Below are 12,823 nucleotides of genomic sequence, written 5' to 3'. Positions count from 1 at the left end.
CGCCCCCGGGCCGCCCCCCGCCGGCCGGGGGGCCGGGCCCTGCCCGGCCGGGGACCCCCCCCCCCCCCCGCCGCCCGCCGGGGGTGGACGCGGGACGGGGGCCGGCCGGGTGTCAGGCGGCCGGAACCGCTGCCGCCGCCGCGATCTCGACACGGGCCCGCCGCGTCGTGCCGTTGACCGTCACCGCGAGGGTGACGGTGCCGGGCCGCAGCGCCGTGAGGATGCCGGTGACCGGGTCGAGTACGGCCGCGTGGCGGCGCCGGGCGTCGTCGAGGTCACCGACGTACACGTTCGGTGAACCCGTCCAGTCCGCGCTGAGCGGGAAGGCCACGGGTACGGAGCGCGTCCCCTGGACGACGCTCGCGCCCACCTTCGTGCGCTCCCCCGGGCGGATCACCGTCGGTGCGTCGAGGACGAGGGAGTCGACGTGCGCCCGGGTCTGGACGGAGACCCAGTCGGGACCGCCCCGCCACGGACTGTTGCGGGCCGCCGCCTGCTCACCGGCCCGGACCCGGTCGGCGCCGACGAGGGACCAGCCGGTGAATCCGCCCTCCCCGGCGGGACCCGCCGGGGCCTTGCCGGAGTTCCCGTTGATCAGGTACGGGACTCCGTCGACGCGCGAGGCGTGGAAGACCCCCACATGGCCGCCGATGAAGGCCGCGCCCTTGCCCGTCGTACGGCGGAAGCCGGCGAGCCACTGCTCGACCAGGGCGGCTTCCTTGCGGTCGCCGAGCCTGCTGCCCTGCTGCGGGGTGGGGTCGCGCGGCGGTACGTGCTCGATCACCATGACCGAACCGATCCGGCGGTCCCGGGCGGCCTCGTCGAGCCGCTCCCGGAGCTGCCTGATCTGGGCGAAGCCTCCGCCGCGCAGGCTGAGGCCGGAGGTGTCGAGGGTGATGACCCGGGTGCCCTTGTGGTCGAACGTCCGCTGGGCGGGCCCGAATTCGGTCACGAAGTTGTCGATGCGGCCGCCCATCACCTCGTGATTGCCCGGTACGTAGTACCAGGGCACGGCGTCGGCGAGTTCCTCGGTCAGGATCTTCCGTGCGAAGGCGAGGTCGGCGGGCGAGCCCTCGTCCACCAGGTCTCCGTTGACGACGAGGAAGTCGGGCCGCGCGGCCCTGATCTCGCGCAGGGTGCGGCGGGCCTGGGTGACGATCGCACTGTCCGGGTCACGGGCGACGAACTGGGCGTCCGACATCACCGCGAACTGCCAGTCCCGGCGCTCGGCCGTCGCGGCCGGGTCGATCAGCGGGTCGGACGGCACCGGCTGTGCGGGCAGGTCGACGGTGGGCGGGACCTGCGCCGTCAGGTCGTCGATGACGATCCCGCCGGTGTACTGCTGGGTGGCCGCCGTCTCGGCCAGATAGAACCGGTGCACGCTCAGCGGCGTCGCGGCGCCCTGCGGGACGGCGAAGGTGATCTGCCGCCACCCGGTCCAGGTGATGTACGGGCCGCGCAGCAACTGGTCGGAGCCCGCCGCGTCCTTGAGGTGGAGGGTCGGCCAGGCGCCCTTGCCGTCGCCCTTGACCCACAGCCGGAACGACTGGGGCTGTCCGGGTACGGCGATCGGCGCGGGCGGGGTGGCGTAGGCGGCGCGGGTCGCGGTGGACCGGGTGAAGTCGTAGGTGAGCTTCAGCCCGGTGCCGGTGTGGCCCTGCGGTGTGGCGGCGAGCGAACCGTCGGCGCGCGCCTGGCTGAACTTCCAGGCCGCGGCGTCGTCGAAGGCGGCGACGGCCTGTTCGGTGAGGCCGACGCCGACCGCGAGGACGGTGGTGGCGCCCGCGACGGTCGCGGTGATCCGGCCGGCTCCGCCGCCGGTGCGGGAGCGGACGTCGAAGGATCCCTGGCCGTTGTCACGGATGTCGAACAGTGCGTGGTCGTAGTCGAGTTCGATGTCGCGCGGCTCGACGGGGGCGCTGCTGCCGTGGGCGTCCAGCCCGACGAAGCCGAACGTGCCCGTGGCCTTCGCGTCCGCGAGGCCGACGCGCCGTGTCGTCGGCTCGATGCGGGCGAGTTCGTCCAGGACGGTCAGCCGGATGCTGCCGTGCGCCGCTCCGCGCCGGGCCGTCACCTCGGTGCTGCCGCTGCGGCGGGCGGTGAACAGACCGTGGCTGTCGACCCGGCCGGCCGCCGGGCTCGTACCCCAGCGCGGGGCTCCCTCGGCGGGGCCGTACGTCTCGTCGTACCCGGCGGCGGTGAGGGAACGGGTCAGGCCGGGGAAGACCCGGTCCGGGTGTCCGCCCTTGACCGGATCGGTGCCCGGTGCGGCCCCGGCGGGGGTCCGGGTCTCCACCCAGAAGCCCTTCAGTCTCCCGCTGCCGTCGGGGGCGGTGAGGGCGAGGCCGTTGGGGACGGTGCGCTCGCTGCCGTCGGACGGGCTGTTCTCCACCTGGAGCGTGTCGCTGCCGGGCTCGCGGGCGACGAGCGTCGATGAGCCGCCGCCGTCCAGATTGAGGGCGCTGTACGAACCGGCGCGGCGCATCATCAGGCCGAGCTCGGTGAGGGTGACGCCACCGCTGTCGGCCTGCCGGCCGTCGACCGTGACGACCTGCATGGTGCGGCCGTCCTTGGAGAAGCCGACGGCGGTACGGGGCGCCGCGGTGTTGTTGCCCTCGCCGTCGTGGTTCTGGGCGATGCCGTCGACGACGAGGAGTTCCCGGCCGCCGACCGCCGTACGCGGTACGGGCCCGCCGTCCGTGCGCGCCCGGTGGACGAGAGCGACCGGGTCGCCGGGACGCAGCGCGGCCACGAGCGCCGCGCCCGCCTCCCGGCCGACCAGCACGGTGGTGCCGTCCGGGACGGGGCCCGTGCCGGGGGTGTCCGACACGGAGACGACCTTCCCCTCCCGTACGACGGCTTCCGCGACCGGGACGGCGGCGTCGACGGTCAGCCCGCGGTCCGCGCTGCCCCAGGCCGAGGTGTACGCGCCCACGCCCTGGGCCGGCACGTTCGCGGCGTTGAACGCGGCCAGCGGGTGCTCGCCGGACGGGAGGGTCAGCGTGCCCTCGAAATACAGCTCCAGGACCCGGCCCGCGCTCTGCGGGCCGATGCCGACCGCCCGGTGGACGCCCGGCGCCGGGGAGTGGACGGCCCGGCCGTCCTTGATGCCGGGACCGAGCGGAGCACCGGTCTGGTTGATGTCGAAGAAGTCCGCGTTGACCGCGGCGACGGTTCGGCGGCCCCGTCCCGGATCGTGCCGGGCGGCGAGCTCGGAGACCGGGCGCCGGTCGGTGACCTTGCCCGAGGAGAGGTAGTCGGCGCGCGCCCGGTCACCGCCGAGGTCCACGGAGAGGGCGTCCACCCGCAGCCACTTGTCGGACTCCAGCCGGTCGTACGAGCTGAGGCGGACACCGGGAGCGATCGGCCGGGACGTACGGGCGGTCTCGATGCCGTCGCCGTCCACCACGGAGCGGACCGCGCCGGCCGCGCCGCTCGCGGCGGGCGGGGCGACGGGTCTGAGGACTTCGGCGGCATCACGGGGACGGGGGTCGGGGGTCGAATCGGCGGCCGCCGGGGCGACGGCCCCGGCCGTCATCGCGGTCACCATCGCGAGCAGCACGAACGGCCGCACAGCGGTACCGACTATGCCAAGGCCCACAAGTCCTCCTGGGAAGAAGCTGGTTGCACGGGCGGAAAGCACTGACGGCGGACAGCATGGCCGCGCGGACGGGGAGGCACCAGAGGACGACGGGGACATCGGAGGGAACACCACGCGGCGGGCGGATGACCGTCATGATCACCCAGGTGCGCCGCGCCGGCGTGGCGGCCCGCCGTCGAGGGCCGCACACTTGACGGCATGTCGACGCTCAGGCGCAGCGCGGGCCTTCTCCTCTACCGGGTGACGGACACCGGGGACGGGCCGGATTTCGAGGTACTGATCGGCCATATGGGCGGCCCGTTCTGGGAACGCCGCGAGGCGGCCGCATGGTCGGTCCCCAAGGGCGAGTACGGCCCCGAGGAGCAGCCCGCCGCCGCCGCCCGGCGGGAGTTCGAGGAGGAACTGGGGCTACCGGTTCCGGAGGGCGAGTGGGTACCGCTCGGCTCCGCGCGGCAGCCGAGCGGCAAGACGGTGACCGTATGGGCGCTGGAGGGGGAGCTGGATCCGGCGACGGCCGTACCGGGGACCTTCACCATGGAGTGGCCGAGGGGCTCCGGAGTGCAGCAGGAGTTCCCGGAGATGGACCGGTTCGCCTGGTGCACGCCGGAGCAGGCCGCCGAGCGGCTGGTCACGGGCCAGCGGGTCTTCCTCGACCGCCTGCGCGGTCATGTCCGCGAGACGCGTGACTCCACGGGCGGATAGCCGGTTTCCCGCGGGTCCGCCGTCTCGCGTGCGTCCCGGGCCCCGTCGTCCTCCCGCGGGCCGCGGACCGGGCGGCCGGCCCGCAGTTCCAGCACGTCGCCGCTGAAGCGGGCGCGGAAGCCCCGGTCGTGCGAGACCACGACGACGGCCCCGCGGTACCGCGCGAGCGCTTCCTCCAACTCCTCCACCAGACTCAGCGCGATGTGGTTCGTCGGCTCGTCCAGGACCAGCAGATCGGCCGGGCGGGTGACCAGCCGGGCCAGCGCCAGCCTGCGCTGCTGGCCGATGGAGAGCGCGGCGACGGGAACGGCCAGGTCCTCGGGCCGGAACAGGCCGAGGCCGAGCAGTTCCGGCGCGTACTCGTCCGGGAAGCCGGGCCGGCCCGCGGCGAAGGTCTCCAGCAGCGAACGCCGGGTCGGCCGCGCGGGGAGTTCCTGCGGGAGGTAGCCGACCCTGGCCCGCCGCCCGACCGTTCCCTTGTCCGGGGCGAGATCCCCCGCGAGAACCCGCAGGAGGGTGGACTTCCCCGCGCCGTTGGGCCCGGTGACCAGGAGCCGTTGACCGGGTTCCACCCGCAGGGCGGGCAGTTGGAGCCGGTCGCCGACACCGACGGACTCCAGGGTGAGCAGGGGCCGCGGCCCGTGCCCGCCGGCGTCGGTGGCGAGGGCCGGACCGGCGGTGAAGGCCAGCGGCACGGGCGGGGCCGGCACGGGTGAGCGGCGCAGTGCTTCGAGGCGGGTTCGGGCCGCTCTGACCTGACCGGACAGTTTGGCCTCGTGCGAGCGGCGGTGCTTGCCGTACCCCTCCTTCGGGTCCTTTCCGGTGGCCATGAGCCGCTGCCCGGCGGCGTTCACCAGTTCCTCGATGCGGGCCAGTTCCGTCAGATAGTCCTGGTGCTCCTGGGCCCAGCGGCGGCGGGCCGCGGCCTTCGCGGTGCGATAGCCGTCCCAGCCGTCGCCGTACCGGGTGACGCCGCGCAGATCGCGGTCGACCTCCAGGATCACGGAGGTGGCCCGCTCCAGGAACGCCCGGTCGTGCGTGATGGCCACGACGGTCCCGCGGTGGGCGCGCAGGTGCTCCTCCAGCCAGTGGACGGCCCGGACGTCCAGATGGTTGGTCGGCTCGTCGAGCAGCAGCAGTTCGGGGGCCGCGGCCAGCACGCAGGCCAGCGCCAGCCGGGACTGCTCCCCGCCGGAGAGTGTGGAGACCGGGCGGTCGCGGGTGAGGTGTGCCAGCCCGAGACCGTGCAGGGCGGCGTCGGTGCGGGCGTCCGCCAGGTAGCCGCCGCGTTCCTCGTACGCGGTCAGGAGGTCCCCGTACGCGGCGAGTTCCTCGTCCGTGGGTTCCGGTGCGGTGGACAGCGCCTCCTCCGCCGCACGGATGCGGCGCTCCAGGTGGCGCAGTTCGGCGAGAGCCGCGTCGACGGTGTCCTGGACGGTGTCGCCGGGGGCGCGTACGAGTGTCTGGGCGAGGTATCCGACGCCGCCGGGGAACCGGACGGTGATCTCGCCGTCGTCCGGTGTCTCCGCCCCCGCCATCAGACGCAGCAGGGTGGATTTGCCGGAGCCGTTCTCGCCGATGACACCGGCCTTCTCGCCGGGGCGGACCGTGAGCGTCACCTGGTCGAGTACCGAGCGGTCGCCGTAGGTCTTGGAGACGTCCTTCAATGTCAGCTGGGCGCGGTCGCGCTGGGGGTTCATGGGTGCTTCTTCCCTGTGGACAAGCCCGCGAGGGCGCGCGAGAGCGCACGGCGGGGCATGGATGCCGGACGGCGGAAGAGGACTGCGGCACGCGTCGGCGACCCTGCGGGTCACCCTGCGACGCTCAGCGTCGGGCGGCGGCGTCCTGGCCGGGAATCAGCGGAAGAAGTAGTACGAGTACGAACCCATGGATCCGAGTCTAGCGAGAGCCGGGCGGGCCTGCCCGGCAATAAACGGGTCAGCCCGCCTTCGGGAGACGGATGACCGCCCGGCCGCCGTTCAGGTCGATGGTGGTCCTGTTCGGCGGGGCGCCGTCCTCCTCGTCGTCCCGGATCAGCAGGGCGCTCCGGCGCTCCTTGAGTTCGCTCTGCTTGCCGGGCGAGAACGTCGCGTGCAGCTGTTCGAAGCCGGTCGCCGAGATCTGGCCCTGCCGGGCGCTGTTGCGCCAGGGCAGCACCCCGGCCCGCCCGGCGCGCAGGAGCACCTGGTCGACGAAGGCGAGCACGGTCAGCCCGATCACCAGTCCGGGAAGGGTCATCAGTGCGAGGAACTCCATGGGGCCAGTCTCGCCCATGCGCGGGGCCGGGCGCACCGGAATCGGCACGCCGACCGGACGGGAAGGGGCCGGGACCGGACAGGGGAACGCGGGCCGTCGCTGTGCCGCGGCGGCCCGCGTGTCCGGTGGGCGGAGGGGCCGGTCCCGGGCCCGTCGTCGGGGGCCGGCTCAGCCGTTGGGGAGGATGACGGCCCGCCCGTTGATCCTGCCGGAGTGCAGACGCTCGTAGGCGAGGGGCGCCTCGTCGATGGAGTAGGTCTCCACATGGACGTCGACCGCCCCCGCGTGGGCGAGGTCGAGCACCTCGACGAACTCCTTGCGCGAGCCCCAGTACGGCGAGGTCACCGTCGTGCCGTAGGGCAGCGTGCCGAAGCCGACGGGAAGCGCGCCACCGCCGATACCCACGATCGTGACGTCACCGTCGACGCGTGCGACCGCTCCGGCCGTCTTCACGGTGGGCGGGGCGCCGACGAAGTCGAGGACGACCTGAGCACCGAGGCCGCCGGTGAGTTCGAGCACCTTGGCCGCGGCGTTCCCGTCGGAGAGTACGGCCTCGTGGGCGCCGACCGTGCGGGCCAGGGCGAGCTTGTCCTCGGTGACGTCGAGCGCGATCACGCGCACCGCGGTCATGGCGCGCAGCAGCTGGATCGCGACGTGGCCGAGGCCGCCGGTGCCGATGACCACGGCGGTGGCACCGGGCACCAGCTTGGACAGGGAGCGCTTGATCGCGTGGTACGGGGTCAGTCCCGCGTCCGTGAGCGGCACCGTCTTGACCGGGTCGAGGTCGCCGATCGGCACCAGGTGGCGCGGGTCGTCGACGATCATGTACTCGGCCATGGCGCCGGGGGCACCGAGTCCGGGCGGCGCGATGCCGAGCTCCTTGGCGCGCAGGCAGTAGTTCTCCTTGCCCTCCGCGCAGTTCACACATGTACCGCAGCCCCAGGGACCGTAGACGGCGACGGAATCGCCGGTCGCGAAGCCGGTGACGCCGTCACCGAGTGCGGCGATCGTGCCGACGCCCTCGTGGCCGAGGGTGAGGGGAAGCGGGAAGGGGAGCTGGTCGGCGGGCCAGCTCATCACCGCGATGTCGGAGTGGCAGACACCCGCCGCGGTGACCTTCAGCAGCACCTGCCCGGGGCCGGGCTCGGGATCCGGGACGGTCACGACCTCGGGAGCGGAACCGACTGCGCGGTACTGAACGGCTTTCATGGGATCTCCTCGGTGTTTCCTTGTTCTCTTTCTCGCCCCCGTGCCTCCGGTCCGCCACTCGGGGCGGTTTACGAGGCGGAGTAGCCGCCGTCCACCAGGTGGTAGCTGCCGTGGATGAAGGAGGCCCTGTCGGAGAGGAGGAAGGCGGCGAGTTCGGCCACTTCCTCCGCCGTGCCGAGGCGGCCGGCCGGGTGCAGCGAGATCAGGTGGTCGCGGGCCGGGCCCTCGGTGTTGCGCAGCAGGGGGGTGTCGATGAAGCCGGGGCCGACGGCGTTGATCCGTACGTTCCGCGCGGCGTATTCGAGGGCGGCGGTCTTGGTGAGGCCGACGACGCCGTGCTTGGCCGCGACGTACGCGGGCGAACCGGCGAAGCCGTTGGTGCCGAGGATCGAGGACATGTTGACCACGGCGCCGCCGCCCGCGGCGACGATGGCGGGCAGTTCGTAGCGCATGGAGTAGAAGACACCGCTGAGGTTGGTGGCCACGACGCGGTTCCAGTCCTCGACGGCGTACTCACCGGTGGGGTTGCTGGGGCCGCCGATACCCGCGTTGTTGACGGCGAGGTGCAATGCGCCGAACGTGTCGACGGTGAAGCGCACGGCCGCCTCGACGGAGGCCGGGTCGGTCACGTCCATCGCGACGGCTGCGGCCTTCGCTCCGGTGCTCTCCAGTCCGGCGGCGGCCGTGCGGGCGGCTTCCTCGTCGTAGTCGGCGACGACGACCGCCGCTCCGCTCGCGGCGAGCCGCCCGGCCAGGGCGAGACCGATGCCGGACGCGCCGCCGGTGATGAGGGCCGTGCGGCCGGCGAACTCCGCGTCGTTGGGGGTGCTGGTGCTCATGATGCTGCCTTTCCTTCTGTGCTGTGCGGCGCCGCGTCGGCCCGCTGCTGGGTGAGCAGGTCCGCGGTGAGGGCGTCGAATGCCTGGACGACCAGCTCGGGCAGGGCGTCCGGGCGGCCTCCCCGCACCCAGGCCGCCTGGGCCGCGAGCAACGCGCCCGCCCCCGCGGCGACCGTGACGGCGGGGCGGATGTCCAGCCGGGGGTCGACGCCGAGCCGGTCCGCGAGGATGGTGACCGAGTCCTCCTGGGCGTCCACCCGGATGTGGTGGAAGGCCGCGTAGAGGGTCGGCTCCTGCTCGGCGAGGACCATCAGCTCGAAGATCCGGGAGCGGCGGTGCCAGGGTTCCGCCACCGGGTCGCCGAGCCAGTCGAGCACGGCGCGCCGGTAGGCGGTGAGGGGTGACTCGGTGGCGGGGCGGGCCCGCAGGGCGTCGTTGATCCGGTCGCCGTCGCCCCGTACGGAGTCGAGGACGGCGTCCTCCTTGCTCGTGAAGTACCGGCTGAACGTGCGCCGGTCGACGTCCGCGGCTTCCGCGATCTCCTCGACCGTCACGTTCCGCAGTCCCCGGTCGAGCACGAGCTCGAACGCGGCCTGCGCCAGCGTGTCCCGGGTCCGGCGGGCCTTGCGGCTGCGCCTCTCCGGGGTCTTCCGTTCCGGATTCATAGTTGCACCGTACACCTGAAAATGTCCCCGTGCGACATTCGTCCCAGGAGGACATTGTGCGAGGGATCACGGAGGTGCGCCGCGGCCACCGGGCGGGGGCGTACGGCCACCGGTCGGGGTGTACCGGCCACCGGGGCGGGGGCGCGCGGGCCGCGCGGGTCGGCGGTCGGCCTTGCTACCGGTCGTGGTTACCGGTCGTGCAGGGGCTCGGTGGCCCGGCGGGCGTCCTCGCGGGCGTCCTCGGGGCGGCGCGGGCCGGGCCCACTGCCGGACGGGGCCCTGCGCAGGGCGAGCGCGGCGATGTCGTCGCGCCGGACACCGCCGGAGAACTCCTCCAGGTCGGCGTGGAGCGCGTCCAGGACCTCGCGCGGTCCCCGCCGCGCCCACGCGCCGAGCCGGTCGTCCAGCGGGTAGAAGGCGCCGGAGGCGTCACGGGCCTCGGTGACACCATCGGTCACGACGAGCAGCGTGGCGCCGGGCGGAAAGCCGAACCACTCCGCCGTACGCTCCTCCTCGCTGAGTTCGGCCATGCCGAGAGGGACGTAGGTGCGGCGCAGCGGAATCATCGAAGCCTCGCCGTTGAGCAGGAGGCGCGGCGGCAGATGACCGCAGTTGACCGCCTGCACCCGGTCCCCGCCGTCGAAGCCGAGCACCAGCGCGGTCACGAACCGTTCGGTCTCACCGGTCTGGGAGGAGAACTCGTTGTGCCGCACCACCGCGTCCTCCAGCGCGGCCACCACTCCGGTGAGCGTGGGTTCACGGATGGCCGCCTCACGGAAGGCGCCGAGCGCGGCGAAGCCCGCGCCGATGGCGGGAAGCCCCTTGCCCTGGACATCGCCGATGATCACCCGGGTGCCGTACGGCGACTCGACGACCTCGTAGATGTCACCGCCGACGAACCGGTCCTCCTCGATCGGCTCGTAGAGCCCGTACGCGAAGATCTGGTCGGTCAGCACCGGCAGCGGGCGCAGTATCTGGCGCTGGAGCGCGACGGCCGCGGAGCGCAGCCGGGCGATCTGGGTGGCGTGCCGGATGCGCGCCGCGCAGGAACCGACACCCAGGGCACAGGCGAGCACCGTGAAACCGATGCCGAGCACCAGGTCCCAGAAGGACCCGTCCGAGGCCAGCCGGGAGCCGACGACCACGATCATGATCCAGACGGCCACCCCCACCGTCTGCCGGACCGTGCAGAACACGGAGGCCAGCGCGGGGACGACCACGAGCAGCGGGGCGACCTCGAAGTCGTCGCCCGAGAAGACGTGCAGGAGCACGATCGCCAGGGTCAGCAGTGCCAGGCCTCCGGCCAGTGGCCAGTTCCCGACACGGGGCGCGCCCGCCGCCGCCTCGCCGGCGTCCGCTCCCGGCAGCCCTGGCGTGCGCGTCGCCGCCGCTCGCTGAAGCCCCATGGTCACGGTGTGCCTCCTGCTCGGTCCTCGGTCCTGGGTCGGCCGTCGTCGAGGGCTGTCCCTGTACTCACCGACAGGACAGCCCTCGGGACGGTTCTTCATCCAGTGGACCGGGACCGGAGCGTCGGCACACGAGGCTTACGGCCCCGAGACCGGGCCGAAGGTCCCGCTCGTGACCTTCGGCCCGGGTCCTTCGGCCCTGGGTCCCGGGCCGAAGGTCCTCGGCGCGTGCGCGGGGCCTACGGCCGGCCCGGCACCGGCACCGGCTCCCGGCCCGCGTCCGCGCGGAGACCGGGAGCCTTCGGGGGGACGAGGGCCGACAGGAACTGCGTACGGCGGCGGAGCCGGAAGCCGAGTGCCTCGTAGAGCCGGATGGCGCTGGTGTTGGAGGCGGCCGCGTGCAGGAACGGGGTCTCGCCCCGCTCCCTGATGCCGTGGGCGACGGCCCGGACGAGCCGGCCCGCCAGTCCCTGACCGCGCACCGACTCGTCGGTGCAGACCCCGCTGATCTCGGTCCAGCCCGGCGGGTGCAGCCGCTCCCCGGCCATCGCGACGAGGACGCCGTCGCGGCGGATGCCCAGGTAGGTACCGAGCTCCACGGTGCGCGGCAGAAAGGGACCGGGCCGGGTGCGCGCCACCAGGTCCAGCATCTCGGGGACGTCCGCGGGTCCCAGGGCGACGGCCTCCGCGTCGGGTGCCGCGGCCACGGACTCGTCGACGAGCTGGACGCCCTCGGCGTGGAAGACGATCTCCCAGTCCGAGGGGGGCGGCTCACGGAACGCGGTCAGGGTGACCGACGCGCCGGGACCGGCGAGTGCCGCGACATCGGCCCAGTCCTGGTCGTCCGGGGCATCCGGAAGGGCGAGCCACGGGGTGACGTCGACGGGATAGCGCAGGACCCGGCCGCGGCGCTCGGCGAAGTGGGCGTGCGGGCCGGTCAGCGAGGAGCGGGCCGGATTGTCCAGAGGGTGGGGCCGATGGAGCGGACGGGGCTGGTGGGGCAGGTCGCTGCCGGGGGAATGCACGGGCGGGGACGCCTTTCCGGTCTCGGGTTCAGTGGCGGCGGGAACGTGGGCGGGGGCGGGGGCGGGAGAGTGAGCCGGGGCGGGAGCCGGCGGGCTCATCGGGCCACCTCGATCACGGTCTTTCCGCGTGCGTGACCGCTCTCCACGGTACGCAGCGCCCGCGCCGCTTCGGCCAGCGGGAACGTGCCGGTCACATGCGTGCGCAGGGCACCGCCGACGACGAGGCGCGCCAGTTCGTCGAGGACGGCCGCGCTACGGCTCCGGTGCACCGCGGCGCCGCCGAGCGCCGCGACCTCCTCGGGCGACCCGGCGCTGATCAGCCGCTTCCGGTCCGTCACGAGGTCCGCGGCGACGGTCAGCGCCTCGCCGCCCGCCAGGTCGAAGGCCGCGTCGACGCCCCCGGCGGCCACGGCCCGTATCCGGTCCGCCGCTCCGGGTCCGTACGTCACATGGACGGCGCCCAGGGACTCGACGAGGGCCTTCTTCGCCTCGCTCGCCGTACCGATGACCCGGATCCCGGAGTGCCGGGCGAGCTGCACCGCCGCCACGCCGACGCCGCCGCCCGCCCCGGTGATCAGGAGCGTGGAGCCGGGAGCCGGGTCGAGCTGGCGCAGTCCGTCGTACGCGGTGGCCGCCGCCACCGGCAGGACCGCCGCGTCCGTGAACGACAGCCCGTCCGGCTTGTGGGCGGTGGCGGAGGCCGCCAGCAGCGCGTACTCCGCGTAGCCGCCGGTCAGCGGGGAGCCGAGGACGGCCTGACCGCGTGCGAAGCCCTCGACGTCCGGTCCGACCGCCTCGACCGTTCCCGACACCTCGCTGCCGAACACCCCCGGCAGGGGCGCCGGCCCGCTCCCCGGCCTGAGCCGGCCGGACCGTCGTTTCCAGTCGACGGGGTTGACCCCGGCCGCCCGGACGGCGACGAGCAGCTCACCGGGCCCCGGTACGGGCACCGGCAGGTCGACGAAGGCTTCCGTCTCGGGACCGCCGTAGCGGTGGAATATGTACACCTTGGCCATGGGCTCCTCGTTCCGGTCCATCTCGGCGGACTTCCGGCGGCCCGCGGGCCGCCGACAGCAGCCAGAAGCCAGGGAGATCGCCCGGTATTCCCGGGCCGGCGAAC

The 12,823-nt window shown here is 73.9% G+C and carries 10 protein-coding genes; 1 reads left to right on the top strand and 9 read right to left on the bottom strand.

Annotation, left to right across the window (positions count from 1 at the left end; genetic code table 11):
- Positions 1-112 precede the first annotated feature (112 nt).
- Positions 113-3,550 carry a phosphodiester glycosidase family protein gene (locus ABT170_RS30655; RefSeq protein ID WP_351872758.1) on the bottom strand — a complete coding sequence of 1,146 codons (3,438 nt, stop codon included), beginning with the start codon at positions 3,548-3,550 and terminating at the stop codon, positions 113-115.
- A 249-nt stretch (positions 3,551-3,799) separates the two neighbouring features.
- On the opposite strand from ABT170_RS30655, the gene ABT170_RS30650 reads away from it, so the two are divergent.
- Entirely contained in the window at positions 3,800-4,303 is a 504-nt protein-coding gene (locus ABT170_RS30650) for an NUDIX hydrolase (RefSeq protein ID WP_329945153.1), read from the top strand.
- Here ABT170_RS30650 and abc-f read toward each other — a convergent pair.
- The 8 genes from abc-f to ABT170_RS30610 form a co-directional block, all read right to left on the bottom strand.
- Positions 4,267-6,003, bottom strand: coding sequence for a ribosomal protection-like ABC-F family protein (gene abc-f, locus ABT170_RS30645; RefSeq protein WP_351872735.1), 1,737 nt, complete (start codon positions 6,001-6,003; stop codon positions 4,267-4,269). The genes ABT170_RS30650 and abc-f overlap by 37 nt on opposite strands.
- A 238-nt stretch (positions 6,004-6,241) precedes the next feature.
- Entirely contained in the window at positions 6,242-6,559 is a 318-nt protein-coding gene (locus ABT170_RS30640; protein WP_329945155.1) for a DUF6191 domain-containing protein, read from the bottom strand.
- 168 nt (positions 6,560-6,727) lie between these two features.
- A complete protein-coding gene (locus tag ABT170_RS30635) occupies positions 6,728-7,768 on the bottom strand; it encodes an NAD(P)-dependent alcohol dehydrogenase (protein ID WP_329945156.1) in 1,041 nt (346 codons plus the stop codon).
- Between the two features lie 68 nt (positions 7,769-7,836).
- Positions 7,837-8,607 (bottom strand): SDR family NAD(P)-dependent oxidoreductase, encoded by a 771-nt coding sequence (locus ABT170_RS30630; RefSeq protein WP_351872731.1) that lies wholly within the window; start codon positions 8,605-8,607, stop codon positions 7,837-7,839.
- The gene (locus tag ABT170_RS30625) at positions 8,604-9,272 is read right to left on the bottom strand and encodes a TetR family transcriptional regulator (RefSeq protein WP_351872728.1); all 669 of its coding nucleotides are present in this window, start codon (positions 9,270-9,272) and stop codon (positions 8,604-8,606) included. Before ABT170_RS30625 ends, ABT170_RS30630 begins: the two co-directional genes overlap by 4 nt.
- Positions 9,273-9,460: 188 nt before the next feature.
- A complete protein-coding gene (locus tag ABT170_RS30620; protein WP_329945254.1) occupies positions 9,461-10,678 on the bottom strand; it encodes a PP2C family protein-serine/threonine phosphatase in 1,218 nt (405 codons plus the stop codon).
- A gap of 239 nt (positions 10,679-10,917) precedes the next feature.
- Positions 10,918-11,703, bottom strand: coding sequence for a GNAT family N-acetyltransferase (locus tag ABT170_RS30615; RefSeq protein WP_351872725.1), 786 nt, complete (start codon positions 11,701-11,703; stop codon positions 10,918-10,920).
- Positions 11,704-11,798: 95 nt separating this feature from the next.
- Positions 11,799-12,719: an NADP-dependent oxidoreductase gene (locus ABT170_RS30610; RefSeq protein ID WP_351872722.1), complete on the bottom strand. Its 921-nt coding sequence runs from the start codon at positions 12,717-12,719 to the stop codon at positions 11,799-11,801.
- Positions 12,720-12,823 lie beyond the last annotated feature (104 nt).

The sequence above is a fragment of the Streptomyces sp. NPDC001787 genome (genome assembly GCF_040297465.1).
Taxonomy (GTDB): domain Bacteria; phylum Actinomycetota; class Actinomycetes; order Streptomycetales; family Streptomycetaceae; genus Streptomyces.
The sequence above is the reverse complement of the archived record's forward strand: the minus strand, read 5'-3'. Positions and strand labels throughout refer to the sequence as shown.

What these genes read in the sequence shown, in the direction of transcription:
- ABT170_RS30655 (WP_351872758.1), bottom strand. Translation starts at nt 3,550, where the DNA reads ATGGTGACCGCGATGACGGCCGGGGCCGTCGCCCCGGCGGCCGCCGAT.
- ABT170_RS30650 (WP_329945153.1), top strand. Translation starts at nt 3,800, where the DNA reads ATGTCGACGCTCAGGCGCAGCGCGGGCCTTCTCCTCTACCGGGTGACG.
- abc-f (WP_351872735.1), bottom strand. Translation starts at nt 6,003, where the DNA reads ATGAACCCCCAGCGCGACCGCGCCCAGCTGACATTGAAGGACGTCTCC.
- ABT170_RS30640 (WP_329945155.1), bottom strand. Translation starts at nt 6,559, where the DNA reads ATGGAGTTCCTCGCACTGATGACCCTTCCCGGACTGGTGATCGGGCTG.
- ABT170_RS30635 (WP_329945156.1), bottom strand. Translation starts at nt 7,768, where the DNA reads ATGAAAGCCGTTCAGTACCGCGCAGTCGGTTCCGCTCCCGAGGTCGTG.
- ABT170_RS30630 (WP_351872731.1), bottom strand. Translation starts at nt 8,607, where the DNA reads ATGAGCACCAGCACCCCCAACGACGCGGAGTTCGCCGGCCGCACGGCC.
- ABT170_RS30625 (WP_351872728.1), bottom strand. Translation starts at nt 9,272, where the DNA reads ATGAATCCGGAACGGAAGACCCCGGAGAGGCGCAGCCGCAAGGCCCGC.
- ABT170_RS30620 (WP_329945254.1), bottom strand. Translation starts at nt 10,678, where the DNA reads ATGGGGCTTCAGCGAGCGGCGGCGACGCGCACGCCAGGGCTGCCGGGA.
- ABT170_RS30610 (WP_351872722.1), bottom strand. Translation starts at nt 12,719, where the DNA reads ATGGCCAAGGTGTACATATTCCACCGCTACGGCGGTCCCGAGACGGAA.